Annotated in this window: 23 protein-coding genes and 2 pseudogenes; 14 read left to right on the top strand and 11 right to left on the bottom strand. The window is 46.0% G+C overall.

Annotated features, from left to right (window positions below):
• Positions 1–1,172: 1,172 nt before the first annotated feature.
• The 3 genes and pseudogenes from QUB14_RS06575 to QUB14_RS06565 form a co-directional block, all read right to left on the bottom strand.
• Positions 1,173–2,249 (bottom strand): annotated as a pseudogene (locus QUB14_RS06575) (ABC transporter ATP-binding protein); the annotation flags it as partial.
• A gap of 414 nt (positions 2,250–2,663) precedes the next feature.
• Entirely contained in the window at positions 2,664–4,307 is a 1,644-nt protein-coding gene (locus tag QUB14_RS06570) for a trypsin-like peptidase domain-containing protein (protein ID WP_333216496.1), read from the bottom strand.
• A gap of 164 nt (positions 4,308–4,471) precedes the next feature.
• Positions 4,472–4,678 (bottom strand): hypothetical protein, encoded by a 207-nt coding sequence (locus tag QUB14_RS06565; RefSeq protein ID WP_006633572.1) that lies wholly within the window; start codon positions 4,676–4,678, stop codon positions 4,472–4,474.
• Positions 4,679–4,867: 189 nt separating this feature from the next.
• Here QUB14_RS06565 and QUB14_RS06560 point away from each other — a divergent pair, with 189 nt between their 5' ends.
• Complete coding sequence (locus QUB14_RS06560; protein ID WP_333216498.1) at positions 4,868–5,215, top strand: DUF2442 domain-containing protein; 348 nt, start codon at positions 4,868–4,870, stop codon at positions 5,213–5,215.
• A 111-nt stretch (positions 5,216–5,326) separates the two neighbouring features.
• On the opposite strand, the gene QUB14_RS06555 is transcribed toward QUB14_RS06560, so the two are convergent.
• Positions 5,327–6,025 (bottom strand): pirin family protein, encoded by a 699-nt coding sequence (locus QUB14_RS06555; RefSeq protein ID WP_333216500.1) that lies wholly within the window; start codon positions 6,023–6,025, stop codon positions 5,327–5,329.
• Positions 6,026–6,141: 116 nt separating this feature from the next.
• Between QUB14_RS06555 and QUB14_RS06550 the strand changes: the two genes are divergently transcribed.
• A complete protein-coding gene (locus QUB14_RS06550) occupies positions 6,142–6,480 on the top strand; it encodes a winged helix-turn-helix transcriptional regulator (protein ID WP_006633569.1) in 339 nt (112 codons plus the stop codon).
• A 71-nt stretch (positions 6,481–6,551) separates the two neighbouring features.
• Entirely contained in the window at positions 6,552–6,950 is a 399-nt protein-coding gene (locus QUB14_RS06545; RefSeq protein WP_006633568.1) for a DUF4112 domain-containing protein, read from the top strand.
• 84 nt (positions 6,951–7,034) lie between these two features.
• On the opposite strand, the gene QUB14_RS06540 is transcribed toward QUB14_RS06545, so the two are convergent.
• On the bottom strand, positions 7,035–8,060 hold the full coding sequence (locus QUB14_RS06540; RefSeq protein ID WP_333216502.1) for a low specificity L-threonine aldolase: 1,026 nt from the start codon (positions 8,058–8,060) through the stop codon (positions 7,035–7,037).
• An 82-nt stretch (positions 8,061–8,142) separates the two neighbouring features.
• Here QUB14_RS06540 and QUB14_RS06535 point away from each other — a divergent pair, with 82 nt between their 5' ends.
• From QUB14_RS06535 to QUB14_RS06515, 5 genes are all read left to right on the top strand, one after another.
• Entirely contained in the window at positions 8,143–8,355 is a 213-nt protein-coding gene (locus tag QUB14_RS06535) for a DUF2997 domain-containing protein (RefSeq protein WP_190662874.1), read from the top strand.
• Between the two features lie 11 nt (positions 8,356–8,366).
• The gene (locus QUB14_RS06530) at positions 8,367–9,149 is read left to right on the top strand and encodes an XRE family transcriptional regulator (protein WP_333216504.1); all 783 of its coding nucleotides are present in this window, start codon (positions 8,367–8,369) and stop codon (positions 9,147–9,149) included.
• A 110-nt stretch (positions 9,150–9,259) separates the two neighbouring features.
• The gene (locus QUB14_RS06525; RefSeq protein ID WP_333216506.1) at positions 9,260–10,990 is read left to right on the top strand and encodes an Hsp70 family protein; all 1,731 of its coding nucleotides are present in this window, start codon (positions 9,260–9,262) and stop codon (positions 10,988–10,990) included.
• Between the two features lie 109 nt (positions 10,991–11,099).
• The gene (locus tag QUB14_RS06520) at positions 11,100–11,957 is read left to right on the top strand and encodes an HIT domain-containing protein (protein ID WP_333216508.1); all 858 of its coding nucleotides are present in this window, start codon (positions 11,100–11,102) and stop codon (positions 11,955–11,957) included.
• A gap of 188 nt (positions 11,958–12,145) precedes the next feature.
• Positions 12,146–12,715: a hypothetical protein gene (locus QUB14_RS06515; RefSeq protein WP_333216510.1), complete on the top strand. Its 570-nt coding sequence runs from the start codon at positions 12,146–12,148 to the stop codon at positions 12,713–12,715.
• 91 nt (positions 12,716–12,806) lie between these two features.
• On the opposite strand, the gene QUB14_RS06510 is transcribed toward QUB14_RS06515, so the two are convergent.
• Positions 12,807–13,361 (bottom strand): GNAT family N-acetyltransferase, encoded by a 555-nt coding sequence (locus tag QUB14_RS06510; protein WP_333216512.1) that lies wholly within the window; start codon positions 13,359–13,361, stop codon positions 12,807–12,809.
• A gap of 256 nt (positions 13,362–13,617) precedes the next feature.
• Here QUB14_RS06510 and ilvA point away from each other — a divergent pair, with 256 nt between their 5' ends.
• Together ilvA and QUB14_RS06500 are read left to right on the top strand one after the other, a co-directional pair.
• Entirely contained in the window at positions 13,618–15,129 is a 1,512-nt protein-coding gene (gene ilvA, locus QUB14_RS06505; RefSeq protein ID WP_333216514.1) for a threonine ammonia-lyase, biosynthetic, read from the top strand.
• 318 nt (positions 15,130–15,447) lie between these two features.
• The gene (locus QUB14_RS06500) at positions 15,448–15,945 is read left to right on the top strand and encodes a DUF29 domain-containing protein (RefSeq protein ID WP_333216516.1); all 498 of its coding nucleotides are present in this window, start codon (positions 15,448–15,450) and stop codon (positions 15,943–15,945) included.
• 305 nt (positions 15,946–16,250) lie between these two features.
• Here QUB14_RS06500 and QUB14_RS06495 read toward each other — a convergent pair whose 3' ends face one another.
• Positions 16,251–16,901 carry a pentapeptide repeat-containing protein gene (locus QUB14_RS06495; protein WP_333216518.1) on the bottom strand — a complete coding sequence of 217 codons (651 nt, stop codon included), beginning with the start codon at positions 16,899–16,901 and terminating at the stop codon, positions 16,251–16,253.
• 201 nt (positions 16,902–17,102) lie between these two features.
• On the bottom strand, positions 17,103–17,390 hold the full coding sequence (locus tag QUB14_RS06490; RefSeq protein ID WP_333216520.1) for a hypothetical protein: 288 nt from the start codon (positions 17,388–17,390) through the stop codon (positions 17,103–17,105).
• A gap of 170 nt (positions 17,391–17,560) precedes the next feature.
• Between QUB14_RS06490 and QUB14_RS06485 the strand changes: the two genes are divergently transcribed.
• The 3 genes and pseudogenes from QUB14_RS06485 to QUB14_RS06475 all read left to right on the top strand — a co-directional run bounded on the left by QUB14_RS06485 (position 17,561) and on the right by QUB14_RS06475 (position 18,771).
• The gene (locus QUB14_RS06485) at positions 17,561–18,079 is read left to right on the top strand and encodes a hypothetical protein (protein WP_333216600.1); all 519 of its coding nucleotides are present in this window, start codon (positions 17,561–17,563) and stop codon (positions 18,077–18,079) included.
• 138 nt (positions 18,080–18,217) lie between these two features.
• A complete protein-coding gene (locus QUB14_RS06480) occupies positions 18,218–18,424 on the top strand; it encodes a hypothetical protein (protein ID WP_333216522.1) in 207 nt (68 codons plus the stop codon).
• A pseudogene (locus tag QUB14_RS06475) lies at positions 18,424–18,771 on the top strand (type II toxin-antitoxin system PemK/MazF family toxin). Before QUB14_RS06480 ends, QUB14_RS06475 begins: the two are co-directional and overlap by 1 nt.
• Here the strand turns inward: QUB14_RS06475 and QUB14_RS06470 are convergent.
• The 3 genes from QUB14_RS06470 to QUB14_RS06460 all read right to left on the bottom strand — a co-directional run bounded on the left by QUB14_RS06470 (position 18,759) and on the right by QUB14_RS06460 (position 20,674).
• On the bottom strand, positions 18,759–19,037 hold the full coding sequence (locus QUB14_RS06470; protein ID WP_333216524.1) for a type II toxin-antitoxin system ParD family antitoxin: 279 nt from the start codon (positions 19,035–19,037) through the stop codon (positions 18,759–18,761). The pseudogene QUB14_RS06475 and the gene QUB14_RS06470 overlap by 13 nt on opposite strands.
• 355 nt (positions 19,038–19,392) lie before the next feature.
• Positions 19,393–20,253 carry a DUF6920 family protein gene (locus tag QUB14_RS06465; RefSeq protein ID WP_333216525.1) on the bottom strand — a complete coding sequence of 287 codons (861 nt, stop codon included), beginning with the start codon at positions 20,251–20,253 and terminating at the stop codon, positions 19,393–19,395.
• Between the two features lie 46 nt (positions 20,254–20,299).
• Positions 20,300–20,674, bottom strand: coding sequence for a DUF1257 domain-containing protein (locus QUB14_RS06460; protein ID WP_190743059.1), 375 nt, complete (start codon positions 20,672–20,674; stop codon positions 20,300–20,302).
• Positions 20,675–20,950: 276 nt separating this feature from the next.
• Here QUB14_RS06460 and QUB14_RS06455 point away from each other — a divergent pair, with 276 nt between their 5' ends.
• Positions 20,951–22,141, top strand: a complete 1,191-nt coding sequence (locus tag QUB14_RS06455) for a WD40 repeat domain-containing protein (RefSeq protein ID WP_333216527.1) — start codon at positions 20,951–20,953, stop codon at positions 22,139–22,141.
• The last annotated feature ends 304 nt before the right edge of the window (positions 22,142–22,445 follow it).

The raw sequence follows: 22,445 nt of genomic DNA, 5'->3' as shown, positions 1-22,445 counted from the left end.
TCTAGTTGAGGATGTTCGATCGACTCTACCGTTTCTGAAACTTCTAGATTTTCGACTATCGGTTCTGGTTGAGAATGCTCGATCGACTCTACCGTTTCTGAAACTTCTAGATTTTCGACTATCGGTTCTGGTTGAGAATGCTCGATCGACTCTACTGTTTCTACAATGAGCAAATTTTCGACTATCGGTTCTGGCTGAGAATGCTCGATCGACTCTACCGTTTCTGAAACTTTTAGATTTTCGACTATCGGTTCTGGCTGAGAATGCTCGATCGACTCTTGTCTTTCTACAATTTCCAGAAAATCTGCCACTGGTTGCATTTCAGGTTCTAAATCGCTTATTTCATCTGGTGTTTCTGTAATTGGTGCGGCTTCTGGTTGAGAATAGTCGATCGACTCTTGCCTTTCGACAATCGGTTGTGGTTGAGGATGCTCGATCGACTCTACTGTTTCTGAAACTTGCAGATTTTCGACTATCGGTTGTGGTTGAGGATGCTCGATCGACTCTACTGTGTCTGAAACTTCTACATTTTCAACAATCGGTTCTAGTTCACGATGCTCGATCGACTCTTGTCTTTCGACTGGTTCGGATTCTGGTTCACGATGCTCGATCGACTCTACGGTTTGTGAAACTTCTAGATTTTCAACAATCGGTTCTGGTGTAGAAGGTTCTATCGGGAGTATCTCCCTTTTATAAAAAACATTTTTTACAAAAGTGAGCATCCTGCTTGCTTGTTGAGATATCTGTAGCGAGTAAGAGGCTCGGGTTCCTGTGACACCCAAACTGAGATGCTTCCCTTCACTCAAATCTACGGTTTCTGCAACTGGTTCTGATTCTGGTTGAGGATGTTCTATCAACTCTACGGTTTCTGCAACTGGTTCTGATTCTGGTTGAGGATGTTCTATCAACTCTACGGTTTCTGCAACTGGTTCTGATTCTGGTTGAGGATGTTCTATCAACTCTACGGTTTCTGCAACTGATTCTAATTCTGGTCGAGGATGTTCTATCAACTCTACGGTTTCTGCAACGGGTTCTAATTCTGGTCGAGGATGTTCTATCAACTCTACGGTTTCTGCAACGGGTTCCGATGCTGAATGAGAATCATAGAGAGACTCTGGTTTATCTAAAACTGGCAGATTGTCCGCGATGGGTTGTGATTCCGATTGATGAGAATTCGCGATCGTCGGTTGTGATTCCGATTGATGAGCATCCGCGATCGAGTCTTGAGTTGCTGCAGCTTCTTGCAGATTTCGATCGACCTCTGGTTCGGTGTGAACCAGATTTTCTTCCGGTTTTTTTTCAGCCGCTGTCAGCCTTAAAAACACATCTTCCAGAGTAGCGCGAGAGCGACGCATTTCGCACAGTCCAAATCCAGAGGCGACGATAGCTGTGGCAATTTCTCGTCCGGGTTCTATGTCCGGTTCGCACATTGCCCGCAGGCGGTAGCGATTCACTAAAAATTGCTGGCTTGGAATCAATTCGATCGATCGAACTCCCGGCAATTGTTCCAAAGAAGGCAACAGCAGACTGTTTACCAAATCCGCCTCGCCTTCAACTTCGAGTTCGTAACCCTCTCCCACCGCCAACTCTCCCATCAAATTTTCGGGAGTACCTGCAGCGACGATTTTACCGCGATTGATGATGGTGACGCGGTTGCAAGTCATGCTGACTTCCGGCAGAATGTGTGTGGAAAGGATGATTGTGTGCTGGCCGCCAAGACTTTTGATTAAATTGCGGACTTCGATGATTTGTCGGGGGTCGAGGCCTACGGTGGGTTCGTCTAAGATAATTACCGGGGGGTCGTGGACGATCGCCTGGGCGATACCGACGCGCTGGCGAAATCCTTTAGAAAGCTTGCGGATTAAAACTTTGCGTTTATCAACCAGGCCGCAGCGTTCGATCGCGGAGGTAACTCGTCGCGCGCGATCGCCCGCAGGTACTTGCTTAATCCTTGCCACAAAAAACAGAAACCCTTCCACACTCATTTCTGGATACAGTGGCGGGTTTTCCGGCAGATAGCCGATGCGCTGTCTGACGGCCATCGAGTCTTCGTGAACATCCATGCCGGCGATGCGGGCCGTACCGCTGGATGCTGGCAAGTATCCCGACAAAATCCGCATGGTTGTGGTTTTGCCAGCGCCGTTTGGCCCCAAAAACCCCAGAATTTCTCCTGATTCGACCGAAAAAGACACGTCCGCGATCGCTGCGGTCGAACCGTAAGTTTTGCTTAAGTGTTCTACTTCAATCATTTGTCAGAAGTCACGCAATTTTAGATTTTAGATTTTAGATTTACTTGGCCAACCACAGGCGGGACGCCTGTTCCACGAAGTTGAGAGTCCCGCCCGATCGGCGGGTCGATCGAAATTTATGGCGAAATTTTTAATTTGATTTTGTCTTCCAGTGTAGTCTGGCAAGAACCAAATCTATCATAAGCGTCGAGCGTACTTTGAAGCAAAATGCTAGGGAGTAGGGTGCCGGAGCCCGGAAATGATTAGCCGATATACATCGAATCCCTACCAACTGACGCACCCTACCAGTAGAGTCGGTGCTTAACCGAACCCTCCACTAGCTGCGTTCGCTACAGACGCGGGGCTGTTTCTAGGTTGAGTAGCGCTTACGCGCCCCTCCGCCTTACGCGCCTTCGGGGTTGGTTCAAAAAAATCTCAACTCCTTTTCCAAATCTTAATTTCCCCCAACCAACCCGCACTAACAATAGTCTTGCCATCTGCGCTAATCGCCACAGCGCTAACGTAGCCAGCATGACCGATCAAATTACCTCTCAATTCGCCCGATCGCACATCCCAAAGTCTCACACTCTTATCCCAACTCCCAGTAACCAGCGTAGTGCCATCCCGACTGAATGCCACCGACCAAACTCCGTCAGTATGCCCGCTTAAACGCCGAATTAACTGCCCGTTTCCGGCATTCCACACCCCAACAGTGCCATTGCTGTTTCCCGCCGCTAAACTTTTGCCGTCGGGAGTAAAAGCTAGCGACAAAACAGACAAGTTTTTGCCGCTAATCGTGCGAATAGCTTGACCGCCAGCTAAATTCCAGAACCTAATTGAACCGTCTTTGCTGCCGCTAGCTAAAGTTTTGTTGTCGGGACTAATTGCAACAGCATTCACCAACCCAGAATGCCCGGTCAAAGTCCGCAGCAACTCTCCTGTTTTCGGGTTCCAAATCTTAATCGTTTTGTCCCAACTACCGCTGGCTACAAATTGACCGTCGGGACTGACGGCAACGCTCGAAACTGCATTGGAATGCCCGCTCAAAGTGCGTACAACCGCGCCAGTTTCTAAATTCCAAATTTTCACAGTTTTGTCGTCGCTGCCGCTAGCTAACACCTTGCCATCCGCACTCGCGGCCAATGCGTTTACTGCTTCCGTGTGACCTTGCAGGGTAGTTTTTAATTGCCCGCTGGGAAAATTCCAAACTGAGATTGTGCCGTTGCTATTTCCAGTAGTAAAATAAGCTGAAGCTAGGGCAAGGGAACTGACAACTTCCGAAGGCCCTTTGAGGGTATTTGTAGCAGCAAAGGCGATCGCACTTGCGGGCGTGCGGGGGGCATTATTCGCCGGAGTTTTTGGGTTCCCGGCAGTAGGAGATTGGGGAACTACTGGCAGCGAAACAGTCGATCGCCATTTCATGAAAGTATTAATTTCTATTCCCGCCGCCACGATTTTATCAGAATTGTCCTCTAACCTGACAATGCCGTTAATTGCGACAACTCGGCCTGCGTCATCGAGCACCGGCCCGCCGCTCATGCCGGCTCTCACTAAGTTATTGTATACCAAAGTATAGCCGTTCCAAGGAGTTTGGCGGCCGGTAAGCTGACCTTCCGTGGCGATGAAAATCGGCTGTCTCAGAGAACCGCCGGATATCGGCCAGCCGGCCACATAAGCCTTGTTTCCCTTAGTTGCTGCGGAATTGGCTAATTGAGCCAGGGGGTAGCTTTGAGGGCTGCTGAAAGGTACGATCGCCAAATCCGCACCGGGCATTCGCCGCACGAGGCTATAGTATACAGAGTGAGCTTTGCCGTCAGGAGTTACGACCTCGTAATCGCCGGCTTTATCGACAACGTGCCAGTTTGTGAGAATATAGTATGTGCTGCCTTGTTTCTCTAAAATTACTCCAGAACCGCCTTTTGTCCCCTGGATGCGAACAGTAATTTGTTGGGCAACGGTTTTAACTTTGTCGGCGGTTAATGCGAGGGCGATTTGAGGTGATGTGAGTGGGATGAGGGCGATCGAACTCAGGGCGATCGTAGCACTCAAAATAGCCGGAATTGTTCTGCTGTAATTCATTATTGTGTCAATTTAACATACCCAGATATCAACTGACGCATAAGTTATCCGGTTTGTGGCAGATTGACGGTTGACAACGCCAAAATGCCTGCGCGACGATCAAACTTTCGACATTCGCACAAGCCTCACAATATTTGACACAGCCCTCTGGCTACCAGAAAAATTTAGAATCGGGAACCACAAATAGACTCAACCATAGCAACTGGCTTATCTCTATTTTTTTCTTGGCAAATGATGAATTCAGCCAAACGCTGGTCGGAATATTTCCCATTAGCCATCCAGCCGAGGGGTGCGCCTGCGATCGCGCCAACTGCTAAACCAGTGATCAGGCTCCAAACAAGATGCTTTCGGGCGATCGGCTGTTGTTCCATAAAAATTTATCCTAAACATTTACCCTTACCAGAAATACCACAAATAAAACTTACTTTCTTCCTCCTATTTACTTATTTCCTAAGTAGTAACCCATTATTAAGTATCATGTCCTTCACAGTCCGCTTAACACAATCCCATGCAGCAATAATCAAGTATCCAAACTTAACAAAACCGATGGCAAGAAATACATGGTATTTAGAAACTGGGACAAACAGTTAACTGAGGAAAATCTCCGAGAGCAAATAACTAAAGCCCAGCTAGCATGGAAAAACGCTGAGGCTACAGAACCCCGCGCCGAATCCATGTATTACAATCAGTCTGAAGATTTAATAGTGAGCGAACAAAAAAACGGTGCTATTTTCTGTTTTCCTCCAAGCCTTGCACAAGGCTTAGAAGGCGCTTCACCAGAACAGTTTGCTGATGTTTGGCTACCGCCTTCCGGTAGTAGGGTGCACTGGGAAAGCTTAGATGTTGATTTGGGCATTCCCGAACTGATCGCAGGTATTTTTGGGGCCAAATCTTGGATGGGTGATTAATTTCTTAGTCCCCCTCTACTCGGAGGAGAGTTTGACTCTTAAGCGATTTCAATCGCCGAACGATCTAAAATCCCCGACTTCTTGGAGAAGCCGGGGATTTCTTGTGTAATTCTATGCCAAATCAAACAGCAAAAATTCAGCGTCTGCCGTAGCTTCAATCGCCAATTCAGACTCGCCGCTAACCGCCGCAGCGTCGCCATTTTTCAAAGGCAAACCGTTGACCAAAACCGAGCCGCGAGCAACTTGCACCCAAGCGTGGCGATTCGGCTGCAAAGCATGAGAAACCCGCGAGTGTTTATCCAAAACAGCCGCATACAAATCCACATCTTGATGCACTTTAATAGCACCATCTCTCGCATCTCGTGCCGCCACTAAACGCAGTTTTCCGTGCCTTTCTGCTAGGGCAAACTCCCGCTGCTCGTAACTCGGCTGCAAGCCTTTTGTATCGGGTAACAGCCAGATTTGCAGCAAATGAACCGGGTCTGTTTGCGAGTTATTGAACTCGCTGTGCTGGATACCCGTACCTGCACTCATCCGCTGTACTTCACCGGGTTTAATCACTGCACCGGTACCCAAACTATCCTTGTGTTCTAATGCTCCTTCTAATACATAAGTAATGATTTCCATGTCGCTGTGCCCGTGAGTGCCGAAACCTTTGCCGGGGCTAACGAAATCCTCATTAATTACCCGTAAAGAGCGAAAATTCATATAATTTGGATCGTAATAGCCGGCAAAAGAAAATGTGTGGTAACTGTCCAGCCAACCGTGATTAGCGTGTCCTCTTGCTTCACTTTTTCTGACGGTAATCATTTTCTGAATCCTCAGTGAAATTTATCGGGTGTTTCTTTGATGTTTTTATTTTAAACCGAGTCAAGCTATTATGAATAGTACGCACTTAAAAGTGCGGTACTTACCAAAAAGATACTATGCAAGTCCAAGAAGTAAAAGTCGATCGAGCAAATTGCCCTGTAGAACGCACTCTAGAGGTGATTGGCGGGCGCTGGAAAGTCTTGATTCTGCGGGAGCTATTTCAAGGAGTGAAGCGTTTTAACGAGCTGCAACGAGCTGTCAACGGCATTACTCAGAAGATGCTGACGCAGCAACTGCGGGAAATGGAATCAGACGCGATCGTGCATCGGGAAATTTACCTGCAAGTGCCGCCAAAAGTTGAATATTCGCTAACGCCTTTGGGCGAAAGTCTCAAACCGATTATTAATGCCATGCACGAATGGGGAATTCAGCATATTAGCGAAGATGGAAAATGAGCGGTTTCTAGATGTTTTTTTTCCGTCTTCCGACAGATTTCAAATTTTCAACCTAGTTCAACAATAATAATATGAACAACATAGAGCGTCTCGCCACCCTCAATCGCATCCGCAAACTCAGCCGCCTGATGGATACCGCCATTGGCATCCCCGGCACCAAATTTCGCATCGGCTTAGACCCTATTATCGGTTTAGTTCCGGGTGCTGGGGATATCGTAGATACCGCGTTTTCCGCATACCTAATTTACTTAGCAACTCGATTCAACCTTCCCCAAAAAACTCTAGGGAAAATGATTTACAATATCGGTCTAGAAGCCGTCGTTGGTTCAGTACCTTTAGTCGGAGATATCTTTGATGCTTTTTATAAATCAAACATGAGAAATCTGGCGCTTTTAGAAGAGCACCTCGAAGCAGTTGAACCCGAACTAGCCGCAGTTGCAGAACCTGTTTCTCAATCGATTAAACTCTAGCTGCGTAGCGCCAGCCAGGGCGGGTTAACATAATATTTGCTATCACAAAAATGCTCAATACACCCGCCCTTACCAACCTACAATCTATACAGAATAGCGTTTAACAGCGTCCACCAAAGCAATAACATCCGCTTCCAGAGTATTAAAAGCCGTTACCAGTCTAACAGTACATTCATCCCACCGATAAAACAGAAAACCCTCAGCTAAAACCGATGTAATTACTGATTCGGGAAGTTGAATAAAAATCTCGTTGGCTTCAACCCGATGGCAAAACTTCGCTCCCTCAACCCCCGCCAAACCTTCGGCTAATTTTGCTGCCATATTATTTGCATGAGCCGCATTCTTCAGCCACAAATCATCGGTTATATACGCTTCCAACTGCGCCGACAAAAACCGCATTTTCGAGAAGAGATGCCCGCTGCGCTTGCGGTAAAAAGGGAAAGTCTTTGCTAATTCTGGATTAAAAAAAACCACAGCTTCCGCACCCATCGCACCGTTTTTTGTCGCTCCAAACGATAGAATATCCACACCAGCCCGCCAAGTGACATCCGCCGGAGAACAGCCCAAACTGACAACCGCATTGGCAAAGCGAGCTCCATCCATGTGCAGGTGCAAATTGTGAGCGCGAACTACTTCCGAAATGTGGGAAATTTCTGCTGGATTGTAGACTGTGCCGGCTTCCGTTGCTTGAGTGATGCTGACGGCTGCGGGCTGTACGTGATGGACGACACCAGCACCAGCGCGATCGAGTATTTTTCCTAAAGTCTCTGGCTCTATTTTAGAATGATTTCCTGTTACGGTTACTAACTTTGCACCGCCTGTAAAAAACTCCGGCGCGCCGCATTCATCTAGATTAATATGAGATTCCGCGTGACAGTAAACAGCCCCGTAAGGAGGAGTAACAACCGCAAGGGCTAGCGCATTAGCAGCCGAACCTGTTGCTACAGGAAAAACAGTCACGGATGTCTCGAACAATTCCGAAAATTTAACTTGCAAACGCTGCGTATATTCATCATCTCCGTAAGACATCACAGCACCGCAATTAGCCGCTGCAATCGCAGCCATAATCTCCGGCGAAACCCCGGTTGCATTGTCGCTACAAAAATTCATTAGAATAATTGGTAAATAGAATCTATAATATAACTCAACACTCAACAGTCAACACTCAAGCATTAAACCAAGAGGAAGAATTATGGCAGAATACCGCCAAATAGAATACCGCATCGGCAAAGACGGCAAAATTACCGAAACCGTCCTCAACGCCACCGGTTCTAGTTGCACCGAAACCACCGCCGGAATTGAAAAAGCCCTCGGAAAAGTAGAATCTCAAGACTTGCTGCCAGAATACTACCAAGGCGAAGAAAACTTGACCGTTGAACAAACGCAGACTTTAAAACAAGTTTAGAAAAATTAACAATGTTCTATCTCCTCGGTGCAACAGTTGATGTAACAACAGTGCCTGCCTTCAGCTTCGCGCTAGCTATCGGGGGCATTTTTCTAATTTTAGTCTACGTTTATGCTGCATCTGAGGCGGGAGATGCGATCGAGTTTAAGTACGATACAATTCTGCGGGAACGCATGAATCAGCTAGACATTCTCGATTGGCAAGACTTAGGCGAAAAAGCAGGCTTAAGTCGCTTTGGCGTGCGCTTAGTGCGGCAGGGAGACTTGGGAAAACTCACGCTAGACCAACTGAGACGGCTGGCAACAGTGCTGAATTTGAATTTTCAAGAGTTCGATCGCAATTTGATCGCGCTGCCCATATCGGCTACAATCACAACTAATCCCAGCGAAATAGAAGAATTGAGGCAGCAGTGTTTCCGGCTGCGATCAGAATTGCAGCAGCAAAAAGCTCAACTAACTGCCGATTTTCGCCGCGCTACCTTTGAACAGTTGCAAACTTTGTTAACCAACTATCCCGCCGCCCGCAAAATGGCAGAAGCCAAGCCGGATATGCCCGCCAAAAATCTCTCAGCTTTGTTTACTCCCTTAGAAAATCTCTTGTCAAGTTGGGATTTTGAAATGATTGGTTCAGCCTGGGAACAAACTGCTTACAATCCGCAGTTGCACCAGCCAGATGTTGAGGATATAACCGAAGGAGAATTAGTTTATATTCGGTTTGTCGGCTATCGAGAGGGAGAGCGAATTCTTACTCCTGCTAAAGTTAGTCGCACCCTTCCAGCGGGAATGAAAAATTAAATCTACAATCTAAAATCTAAAATCTAAAATCACCATGACTACACTTGCCAATGAAAAATTAAATCTAAAATCTAAAATCTAAAATCTAAAATCTAAAATCTAAAATCACCATGACTACAGTTGCCATTGACTTCGGCACCAGCAATACGGTTGTCTGCATTCTTAACCCGGATACGAAAACACCAGAAACTTTGAGATTGGGCGATATCTCCCGGATTTTCAAAACTAATAGTTTGAGCGGAGATGTTCGAGAAATCTCTGTAGTGCCGACTTTAGTTTTTGTGAAAAAGGCGGGAGAGTTAGTGTTGGGAGAAAAAGTGCGAGCGCAGCGTTTGGGGCAATCCCAGCCAGACCGCTTTTTCAAAGCTTTTAAACGCAATTTAGCTGCCGACTTTCAGCCGCCGCCCCGCAATATAGACAGCGAAACCTACACACCCGAATCAGTAGCAGAACAGTTTATCACAAGTATTTGGAAACAATTATATTTACAAAATATACAGCCAGAAAAAGTAATTTTTACAGTCCCAGTTGGAGCATTTGAGCGATATCTAGATTGGTTTCGCGACTTAGGAGAAAGTTTGGGAGTTGCGGAAGTTCAGGTAATAGATGAATCCACAGCCGCCGCCCTGGGATATGCAGTAAAACGCCCCGGCTCTCTAGTTTTAGTAGTTGATTTTGGCGGCGGAACTTTAGATTTAAGTTTAGTCCGTACTGCTCTAACCCCCCCCTTACCCCCCCTTACCAAGGGGGGGAGAAATCTCGCTCCCCCCCTTACCAAGGGGGGGATAAATCTCGCTTCCCCCCTTAGCCAGGGGGAGAGAAATCTCGCTTCCTCCCTTAGCCAGGGGGAGAGAAATCTCGCTCCCCCCCTTGACAAGGGGGGGCTGGGGGGGGTACGTGCCGAAGTGTTGGCAAAATCCGATGCTTATGTAGGCGGCGAAGATATTGACATCTGGATTGTCGAAGATTATTTGCGGCAAATTGGTTCGTCGCGGGCAGAAGTCGGCCCAGTTGGCTGGCAAAACTTATTAGAAATAGCGGAAAAATTAAAAATTCAACTTTCTCAAGTTAATGAGGCGAAGGAAAGCTGGTTTGACGATGAAAATTTTATGTCTTACGACTTGCAGCTAAACCGAGACAAGCTTGAGGAAATTCTGGAATCTAGGCAGTTGTTAGAACAGTTGCGGGAAAGTTTAGATGAAGTGCTGAGTATTGCACTGGGAAAAGGTATCGGCAAAGCAGATATCGAACAGGTTTTGCTGGTAGGAGGAACTGCTTTAATTCCGGCTGTATCTAATTTAGTGGTTTCGTATTTTGGGCGGCAAAAAGTCCAAAGAGACAAGCCTTTTGAAGCAGTGGCACACGGTGCTTTAGCCTTGACACAATTGGTAAGTGTTGACGATTATTTGCGCCACAGCTATGCAATTCGCCTCTGGGAACCTTATGCTAAAGCTTATGCTTATTCGCCGATATTTAGCAAGGAAATGAAGTATCCCTGTCAAAGTTCCGAAGAGTTGACGCTGCAAGTGGCAATTGAAGGGCAAAGGGAAATTCGTTTAGATATTGGGGAAGTTGCGGAGGTATCGCAAGCGGAGGTTATTTTTAACGAAAAAGGGCAAATGACGAGCAGTTGGCTCAATAAACAGACAGATTTTCGCTCTTTGGACAGCCACCACCAGCAGGTTTGTGTGGCGCATTTGAACCCGCCTGGGGTATTGGGAATTGACAGGGTTTCGGTGAGTTTTGAGGTGGATGAGAGGCGGGTTTTGTTGGCGACGGTGCGGGATTTGGTGACTGGTAAGGTGTTGGTGGAAAAAGGGGCGATCGCCAAACTGCAATAATGGTAAAATTTTTAGATAACATTCGGATATTGAAATCGGTACTACACAAACTCTCGTCCGGATGGTGCGCGGACGGAAGAATATTTATTTAAATCAAATTTATGCTGCCATGAAAAAGCAACAAAATAAATTCAGCCACTTGACGGCAATCGAAAGAATTTATCTGTCATTTCCGGCAAGATTTTTATTGGATAAAAACTTGCTGCAAGGCAAAGTCTTAGATTTTGGGTGCGGCTTGGGCAGCGATGTTAGATTGTTGCAGCAAAAAGGCTTCGATATTACGGGTTATGACCCTTATTATTTCCCGGGATTCCCCGAAGATAAATTCGACACAATCATTTGCTTTTATGTTTTGAATGTTTTGTTTCCTGAAGAACAAGCTAATGTGCTGATGGAAGTGTCGCACCTGTTGAAACCGGGAGGGAATGCGTATTTTGCGGTGAGAAGGGATATCAAAAAAGAAGGCTTCCGAGAACATTATGTCCACAAAAAACCTACATATCAGTGCATTGTCAAACTTCCCTTTAAGTCCAGTCATTTAGATGAGTATTGCGAAATTTACAAATACGTGCATTACAACCATCAAAGAAATTCAACTAATAACTGCATATTCTGCAATCCGTATAAAAACCTAATTTTGCTAACTGAATCAGCAACAGCTTATGCGATGTTTGACGGTTATCCCGCCAGCAAAGGTCATGTTTTAATCATCCCCAAGCGTCACGTTGCTAATTATTTTGAACTGCCGTTTCGAGAGCAATCGGCTTGCTGGTTTATGGCTAATAAGGTGCAAGAAATGTTAAGTAAAGAGTTTCAGCCAGACGGTTTTAATGTGGGAATCAATATTAATAAACAGGCGGGTCAAAGTCGCACTCACGCGGCTATTCATGTTATCCCCCGTTACAAGGGCGATGCGGCTGGGAACAAAGGCGGAATTAGGTATGTGATTCCCAATAGTGAAAAATAAAAGTTAGCTAATTGTGAAAGGAATTCTTTTTTACCGCCGAGGCGCAGAGAACACAGAGGAATAGAGAAGAGAGGAACTCATAATTTTTGTAAGGATTGTTATCTTTGAGCAAACGGCTAGCAAAATAGAGTTAAAATGTGTTTGCCAAGTCTCAAACTACACATTAGCAGCAATTTGGTGTTCTGTTTATGTCTAAGCGCAAAAAGCAAGAATGGCTCAAAGAAACCCTAGAGCTCAAAGAAGACCACAATTGGAAGTCAAAGCCTGGAACTCGAATTTTTGTAGCAGGAAGAGGTGCAGTCCGCTTTGATGTCCCGGAAGATTGGCATTTTGAACCGGATACTAATTCGTTCCGGTTTACGGATAAAAAGCCGCCGGATGATGATTGTCGTTTGGAGGTTTCGTTTAATTTGCTACCACCTGGTAACTGGGCAGATTTTCCGCTGGTGCCGCTATTACAGAAGGTGGTTGAAGATGATACGCGGAATCCGATCGCTTTTGGGGAAATTATCCAATTGAAGCGGCAAACTGCCCGCGTTGTTTGGACTGAATTTAAGTTTATCGACCCTCCAGAACAGCGGGAAGCTTTTTCGCGAATCTGTATTGGATTGGGTTCTAATGTTCAGTGTTTGATTACTTTTGATTACTGGGTTGACGATGCAGAGCGTTTGACTCCTGTCTGGGATACGGTGATGGATTCGTTAGTTCTGGGTTTGTTTATTAGCGACCCTCGAACGGGGTTCGCACGTCCAGACTAGACCGATTTTCTGGGAAACTTTCAACTACTAATTTTGCTAAGTGTTGGATTGGCAAGCTACCAGTCAGTAAATTTAGAACCTACACTAAACTTTACAACCGCTTTGCCATGTAAATATCTGGCTTGCCAATTCCGTTCGCGTCGGGCATCACTCCCACGATCGCAAAACCCATTTTTTGATAAAATTCGTAGGGATGACCGCGCAAATTTCTAATTTTGGCGACGTGTTCCCAAACGTTAGGATAAAGATTGATGCCTGAAAGAGTGGTTTGATTGTCTTGGTCGTCGGTGCCCACCCACAGCACGATCCCTCCCCGGTTTTTAGCTTCTGCTGCTAAATCAGCTACGAGCGATCGACCAATTCCTTGTCCGCGAAATTCTGTTCTCACTACCAGCGGGTGCAGTTCCCAAACATTACCGTCATACTGTTTAATCCCGCCAATCCATCCCAAAATTTGATTGCTGTCGCCGACAGCAATTCGACTGATGCGATCGGCTCCCAAAGATTCTTGCACTTCTTGCAAAGCAGAATTTATATCGGGCCAAGCATCGGGCCAATGCTCTTTAAAACCTTCAAGTATTAATCTAGCTACCTGTTGAATTTTTGGCTCGTCGCCAGCACGCAAATCGGTAATTTGTACGTTCATGAATTTACATACTAAATTAAGGATTACGGACTAATACGCTCACAAACCGGATTTTATAACCGGGGTAAACGGCAAAAACGAAATATTATTCATAGTCTTCACGCTTATTATGTTCGCAAAGCGAAATTTTTTTATTGAAAACTTGCGATCGCCCGTTAGCCAATCCCTCGAAGAGGATCGCCAATTCCCCGCAAAATACTAACACAAGTGCCGTACAATTATCCCACCATCCGGCATCAACCAACCTGCTAACCTCATGCTTTGCGATTACCTGGTACAAATCCTCACCGCCCGCGTCTACGATGTTGCTCAAGAAACAGCCCTAGAAGTAGCCCCGAATCTATCAGCACGGCTCAACAATAAACTTTTGCTGAAGCGAGAGGATATGCAGTCGGTGTTTTCCTTCAAACTGCGGGGTGCTTACAACAAAATGGCGCAACTGTCGCCGGATTTGCTAGCACAAGGTGTCATTGCAGCTTCCGCCGGCAACCACGCCCAAGGAGTCGCCCTCGCCGCCCGCCACCTGGGAACTCGCGCGATCATAGTCATGCCCGTAACGACGCCGCAGGTAAAGGTAAATGCGGTCATATCCCGGGGTGGAGAGGTCGTTTTGCATGGGGATGCTTACGATGATGCCTACGCCTTTGCGCGCCAATTAGAGGCCGAAAAAGGTATGACTTTTATTCACCCTTTTGATGACCCCTACGTGATTGCTGGACAGGGTACGATCGGCATGGAAATTCTGCGGCAACATCAAAAACCAATTCACGCGATTTTTGTGGCAATTGGTGGCGGTGGATTGATTTCGGGAATTGGGGCCTATGTCAAGCGGTTGCGGCCGGAAATTAAGATTATCGGCGTCGAACCGGTGGATTCCGATGCAATGAATCAATCGCTGAAAGCGGGTAAACGGGTGCGTTTGTCGCAGGTGGGTTTATTTGCTGACGGCGTTGCTGTGCGGGAAGTGGGGGAGGAAACTTTTCGGTTGTGTCAGGAGTATGTGGATGAGATTATTTTGGTGGATACGGATGATGTTTGCGCGGCGATTAAGGATGTTTTTGAAGATACGCGATCGATCTTAGAACCTGCCGGCGCTTTGGCGATCGCAGGTGCGAAAGCTTACGCCGAACGGGAACAAATCGCAGGAGAAACATTAATTGCTGTTGCGTGCGGCGCGAACATGAATTTCGATCGGCTGCGTTTTGTAGCAGAAAGAGCCGAGTTTGGCGAACGCCGCGAAGCCATTTTTGCAGTCACAATTCCCGAACAACCGGGAAGTCTCCGCAGGTTTTGCGAATGTCTGGGCAAACGCAATTTAACTGAATTTAGCTATCGCATTGCGGATGAAAAAGAGGCACATATTTTTATCGGTGTACAAATTCAAAACCGTGCCGATGCGGTGAAGATAGCCGCAAGTTTTGAAGATTGTGGCTTCAACACTTTGGATTTAACTGATGATGAATTAACGAAATTGCACGTGCGGCATATGGTGGGCGGGCGTTCGATGCTGGCACATCACGAATTGTTTTATCGCTTTGAATTTCCCGAACGTCCGGGTGCGTTGATGAAGTTTGTGAGTTCGATGAGTCCTAACTGGAATATCAGCGTTTTTCACTATCGAAATAACGGCGCCGATTACGGGCGAATTGTGGTGGGAATTCAAGTACCGCCCGATGAGATGCAGGAATGGCAGGCTTTTTTGGATACGCTGGGCTATCAGTATGGGGATGAGAGTCAAAATCCGGCGTATAAGTTGTTTTTGAGGTAGGGTTTTTGGGGAAAGTTACCCTCTTTATGAAGTTGAAACCGGGGCAACCAGGGGCAGGGCTGTTTCATTCTCACGAAAATCGCGATTTTGACTCTTGTAGTGCCAAGAATGCCTACCCCCCACAGACGATTTCACAGGCCTTTGGGACATGGGGGCAGCCACGGGGGGCAGCCCCTACAAGAGAATGAAACTGCCCTGCAACCAGGGGGGGATTGCCCCTACAAAAACGAATTACTCGCAACGCGAGACTAAGAAATCAGCCGGATAATGAAGCTGTTAAGTATAATTAAGGAAAGAACACTAAATTTTGATATTTTTATGCAAACACCACAAGCCGGACAAATACCGGAAAACTTAATACAAAGTCTTTATGAAACTGATTTTTATGCTTGGACTCAGGAACAAGCCAAACTCCTCAAACATCGAGAATGGAGTCAACTTGACCTACCTAATTTAATCGAGGAGATTGAGTCATTGGGAAAACAAGAACGCGCCGAATTAAGAAATCGCTTGAGTATTTTGATTGGACATTTGCTTAAATGGGAATATCAAGTCTCGAAACGAAGTCGCAGTTGGGTGAATACAATTTGCATCCAGCGTATCGATATATTAGAGTTACTAAAAGAGAATCCAAGTCTCAAACCTTACCTACAAGAAGCTCTCCAGACAGCTTACCTCAAAGGAATGGCATTAGCTTCTGGAGAAACAAATCTGCCGCGAAAAACTTTTCCAGAGAATTGTCAGTATACGTTAGAAGAAATTTTTAGCGATGCTTTTTATCCTGGCGAACCTGCAACAGATGATGTGATGGAATGAAAGCGATATTAGTTTTTGAATTAGGGCGATCGCGCTTTGGTTTTTTGGTTAGGGCGATCAATCTTAAGCCTAATACTTAGAACTTAAAGTCTTATATGTGTAATTGGATAATTATAATTGGAATCGCATCATACTTAGTTCGCATTTTGGTAGCGATTGAGCTTTGGTTTTTTGGTTAGGGCGAGCTTTGAGAATTATTCACATATTCTACAGCTTGAAGCACGTGTAACTACACCATCAATGTCTAGCAACCGCCAAGGCAGACGTAAACTGGAAGCGCTCCCGAATCATGCGATCACCAAATCCTACCTTTTGGCACGTTCCATGTTGGCATATTCCAGGTTGACATCTTTCAGATTAGCACCACGCAGGTCGGCACCACCCAGGTCGGTACCTTGCAGGTTAGCACCACGCAGGTCGGCACCACGCAGGTCGGTACAACGCAGGTTGGTATTATACAGGTTGGCACCACATAGGTTGGCACCACTCAGGTTGGCATCAATCAGATCGGCAATATGCAGCAAGGCACCACTTAGGTTGGCACCACTCAGGTTAGCATCTTCCATACTGACAAGCATCAGGTTGGCATTTTCCAGGTTGGCATTTTTTAGGTTGGCATTTTCGAGCTTGGCATTTTCGAGCTTGGCACGATACAGGTTGGCATATGTCAGGTTGGCCTTTTCCAGGTTGGCCTTTTCCAGGTTGGCACTTGTCAGGTTGGCACCACTCAGGTTGGCTTTTTCCAGGTTGGCTTCTTCCAGGTCGGCATTTTCCAGGTTGGCACCACTCAGGTTGGCACCACTCAGGTTGGCTTTTTCCAGGTGAGCACTACTCAGGTCAGCACCACTCAGGTTGGCACCACTCAGGTTGGCATCACTCAGGATGGCTATAGTCAGGTCAGCACCACGCAGGTCGGCATTAGGTCCGATTTTCGCTAAGGCAAGTGGATCAGCCATGAGGTTCCAGTAATTAATATTTATTGCTAATGCTGTTAAGTAAAACTCAGATGTAAACAACTACACGGCCTGCTATGTTCCCTTTGTAGACATCTGAATAAATGCCTGCCACCGTTCTGAAAAAGTCAACGCCTAAACGAACCACTTGTCAGAGGTTTTACCCCCATATACTATATCTAAACAGTATATATCTTCTGCCATCTATTTCATCAAGATATCAGGCAGTTTTTGCCCTATATCCTCAATCACATAATCAGAAAAACTCGAAGCAAAATGCCTACCTCCACTCTTCATTTGGTAGCCAGATTGCCGTGATTGGTTATTATACCAATAATGAACATGGTTGCCATCTGGATCAGACTCACTGGCAGGTGCTACAAGGAAGCCTATTACAAGACCTGATGATGTATCAACGTTAAACTTAACTTGATACCCAGGCAATTCAGAGTAAGTATTCCAAGTTCTTGGCCAAACTCGATCTCTTCCCATAAATCACCTCCTAATTTTTTTTCCATCCTAGACCGATCGCACAAAAAATGTAAAGGGGAAAAAGTTGGAAAAAGTGGGAACTTCCTAAAATTCGGATGCGAGGCCCAAAAAGTTGGAAAAAGTGGGAAAAAGTTTGGTATAGTAAGCATACCTATGTCACCATCCCACCTATGGATAGTCCTCAGATATTGCAATTTGTCGATGAAGCTGTCTATACCAACACAGGTAAACGTCTAAATAACTTGCAGCGGAGGATTATCGCAGGAATACTGAATCGTCAAAGATATGCTGACGTTGGAGAAACTTATGGTTATAGTTCCCAGCACGTTAAAAAGGCTAGTCACGAGCTTTTACAAATGTTATCTGAAGTCTTTGGGGAACAAGTTAAAAAAAGTAATCTTGAATCCGTGCTAGAACGGCATATAAATCAGACTATAACAACTTTGGGTAATAATAATACTTTTAAAGATAGTAACAAAATTAGCTACATTAACAATTGTCCTAATCCTTCGACTCCTACCCCCGATATAAGTCAGCCGGAAATTCCCGACTTGCAGGAGGAAAGCAATAATCAAACTAAGATTGAAACAATAGATAAATTACGGCAGTTTGGCTTGAGCGACGAGCAAATTGCAGAAGCGCTAAATATACCTTTAGAGCAGGTTAAACAGGTGGACTTCGAGGAGTAAATCTGTGCTATCTCCGAATTTTACTGGCTCGGGCGATTCCCTACGGGATAGCTTCGCTTCACGCTCTTAGTTGTTTTGTTATAATCATCGAAGGTTGCCTTGTGGAAGTAAAAAAAATATCCCCAGATTTTTTCAGCTATGAACACAAAACTCATTGAATCCTTAGTACAAATCATCCAGACACTCTCAGAAGACGAGCAATTGCTAATAAAAGCAAAACTATTTAATAACATCCCCTATCCTTCTACTGTGGAAATAACCCAGTTAGCCCAAAGCGGAGGAGCATTTCAATTCCTGGAGGACGAACCTGATATTTACACCCTTGAAGATGGAGAGCCAATTTAGTGAAGCTAAAAAAAGGAGATATTGTTTTAGCTGAATTTCCCTTTACAGATTTGAGTCAGAAAAAGTTACGTCCGGCTTTAGTGCTGTGGGCAAGTTCAACCATAGATGAAATTACGATCTGCTTCATTTCTTCGCAAAATGTCACTAGCCTAAGTTTAGATGAATTTGCTTGAAATGCTTCAGATGCCGAATTTCCCAGCACTGGATTAAAAGTATCTTCTAAAGTTAGAGTGACTCGGATTGTCAGTCTTGAACAGAGATTAATCCTGAGACGATTGGGCGAGTTAGGAAGTCAGCAAATGCAGGAATTGAATGCAACTATCATACAAGCATTTCAATTAGTATAGCCTTGTTTACTCTCGCGTACTTGGCGGAAACGATCGCCAATCCCTGCAGTAAAAGTTTCGCCATCAATCGGTGGAGTATGTTCGGACATGGCAACAGCAGCATCTATCTTAACTCGTACACCATCGCTCCACTGGCGATCGGCGCGATCGTACTCATCTAACAATCGCAAAGCAACTTCCAGCACTTCTTCGGCAGAACCATATTTACCAGTTTGCAGTTTAGTTTGGATGAATATCTCTTGGGTTTTTGTCAGAGTAATGCTCATAGTATTGATTTACTCGTTTGCTTTAATTGTATCGCATCAGTCCTCGAAACCAGTGGCAAAATCTGGATTTCGCGCTCGATACCAATGATAAGCTCGATCGCTCTGAGATTGGGCGATCGCATCCTCATCTTTCGACTTATCCTACAACTAGCAATTCATTAAACTTATTTTTCCTATCCGACGATATCGTCAGCGGCTTGTAAACCTCACCTTCATAGAATTTCCAGACATATCCCAAACTGAACGATCGAAAAGCTGGAGGCGAACCAATCGCCTGCCAAATATTATCAGATTTTTCCCATGAAATACCTCGGAAAATCTCAGGATTCGGGGCACCCTACAACACAAACTAGAATCATCGCGCCAACTCATAGGCAATATTCGTGATGCGGCCGCGCCAGTAGGGCAATAGCGAGCCATCAGACAGTTGCCACGCCACCTCACCCGAGAGCGGAATCCGCATACCGTCTCGCAATTCGTAGTCCCAGAAACGGCCTTGCCAGGGCGCAAACACCAGCCCCCCGTTAACTGTACGGGCGCGGGCCTCGGCGCGGATACTGGCGATTAGCCCTGCTTCATCAAAGCGGAAATCCAGGGAAACAGCCGTGTCGCCATCCTGTAGCGTTGCTCTGGCCGAAGAATTGTCGATCGCCTCCCAGCGAACACCCTGACTCGGCAGCAGTCTCGTCGGATACCAAGCCGCCTCCGCGAAAAAGCGCATCAGTTCCCCTTGTGCAGCTTCTGGAGTGCCGCGGATATCCGCCAGAGTCACCAGGCCAAGCAGCGCTGCATGGAGGATGCCTTCGCCAGAAATGTAGGCATCATGAACAAACGCATTGATACCGGGCATCATGGCAATTCGCCCGTCCCAATCAAAGCCAGGGCGCTGAGTAATTACCAGTTGAGTTGAGGTGAAGGCGCTCCATTTTTCTGCCGTTTCGCTCATGTTAAACGTGCCTTCGTGGGAAACCCGCGCTGCTACAATTAGCGGTTGTCCATCCTTGATCACCGCGCGAAAGTAGCGCTGCACTGGCTGGGGTAAATCGGCAATTTCCCGCGCATCAAATGTGAGAGGTTTAATCGGCAAGCGTGCAGCTTCCAGATTGGCTCGCAGTTCCTTGGTACCCAGATGCCAGCGGTATGCTCCAAGGGCGATCGCGCCAACAATGCCAACTACAAGGGCAAGGATGATTAGTACGATCGCCGATCGCCACATGGTGATTCCTCTTGATAGGTAAAAACGAGTTAATCAAGCGCGAGTCCTAAACCCATCGACCCACTACAACTCTCAGCGTTCCATCTGCCAAAGTTTCCTCTTCTTCAACATGAAAACCCTCTGACTGCACCGCCGCCATCAAACTTTTGCGCGCGTATTTTTGACTAATTGAATTGATAAATTCCTGTTGATTAATTCGAGCGCCCCAAAAATCCGCCACCAATTCGTAATCCTCTCCGCTGCGGCGAAAACCCAAATCGTAACCATTGGATTGCCGAATCACGTACTCGGCATTAGTTTTGTCACCCCGATAACCCCGTACCTGCACATTGGACTCTACTTGATAACCCAGCTCTTCCAACACTTGATGCAGCAGTTCGCCGTTCTTGATCTGAACCTTGATAGTTGTGAAGTGTGACATATCACTTTCGGATTTTTGTGTAAAACGCTGATTTGATTATAATACTATAAACAGCAACAGTCAACAAGTTAGAATTTGCGATCTTAAACCTGGTTTGAACGTCAGCGAAAGCAGCCCGGTTACAAGCCCCCGGATTCATATGTTCAGAAAATCACAACAGAGTATCCGATAACAATTGCCCCGATTTATCCGTGCGTGAGTTCGAGTTTTTTACTCATCCAATTCTTCAATCTAAAATCCCAAATCTAAAATCCCAAATCTAAAATCTAAAATGATATGATGGCCGACAATCCTAACCAACCTAGAGAATATGATGCCGTCCTCGGCGGCAAAAGTCAAATCCCGATCGCCGGCGCTGTTTTAGGAGGCATTGCCGGAGTCAAGCAGCGCTTCAACAGCCCTAGTATCGAGTCGCGAATTGCCGCTGTTAAAGATGCTCCTAAATACGGAGGCGCTGGTTTAAATTTAGCAATTGAGGCGCTGCTTGACCCCGCAGCAGAAGTGCAGCGAGTTGCTTATTTAATTTTGCGACCGAGGACAGAACCTCTAGTGCGCCAAGCTTTAAAAGACTTCGTGCCTTACAAGCTTTTTGACTGCATCCGCACGGTCAAAACAGGGACAAATGTTGCGATTAGTCCCGGAGGATATAACACGGCGAGTTTGCACGGGAAAATAATTAGAATTTGCGATGTAGAGACAGGAGAAATACTCTATACTGTTGACAAGTATGCCCGCGCTCAAGAAACTTTTGTGCTTTGCCAAGAAAGCGAAGTTTTTGTGAGGAGCAGAAATACTCCAAAACACCGCGCGATCGAAATTTGGCAGGAAGGAGAATTGCGGCATACTTCCCTCGGACATGAAGCGGAAATTAGCGCAATTGTCATCAGTCCCGACAGTCAAGTTATCGCCAGCGGTTCGGCAGATACTACTATCAAAATTTGGAATTTAGAGACGGGAAAGTTAATCTGTACTTTTGGCAGTCTTTTAACTTGGGGAGCTCATAAAGCAGGAATTGTTAGTCTTGCTTTTAGCCCGATCGCACAAACTCTCGCTAGCAGCAGTTCTGACGGTACAATTAAACTGTGGAACCTCCGCAGCAGAGAGTGCTCCCAAACAATTAAGGGTTATGCGAATTGTCTGGCTTTCAGTCCAGACGGGCAGACTTTGGCTACTGGCGGCTGGGACAGAAATATTCAACTGCGGCAGCTATCGAATCCAGATAGTTCAATCACTTTGGCAGGGCATTTTAACTCGATAAATGCGATCCTCTTTAGTCCTGACGGAGGCACTGTTGTCAGTGCTAGTGCGGATGGTAATATCAAATTTTGGAATGCCAGTACCGGCGAAAATATTCACACTCTCAGCGGACATCAAAACTCTGTTACTTGTCTTACTTTTAGCAGCGATGGTGAAACTATTATCAGCGGCAGTATAGACAAAACTGTCAAAATTTGGGGAGTTAATTGAAGGAAGTTCGGCAACCAGCACTGTACAAGATGTAGCGGATGGAAGAAATAGGGAATAGGGAATAGGGCAGAAGGCAGAAGGCAGAAAGAAGAGGGCATCGACCTCATGATTTTCACAAATTAAGTACCTCCTAACCATTCAGGCGCTGGCTGTATTTACAAATTCCAGATTCCCGATGCCTCGGTGCGTGAATCTACGCAAACAAATATAATAAATTTACAATCCCAGTTCTTGTGCAAGCCGAGGATTGCGGAACTTGTTTTTGCACTAATACAAATACTTACCGTAAAAATACCGACTGGGA

This window comes from Microcoleus sp. B3-D2, from assembly GCF_036705345.1.
In the GTDB taxonomy this organism is placed as follows: domain Bacteria; phylum Cyanobacteriota; class Cyanobacteriia; order Cyanobacteriales; family Microcoleaceae; genus Microcoleus.
This window is presented reverse-complemented; position numbering and strand designations above follow the sequence as displayed.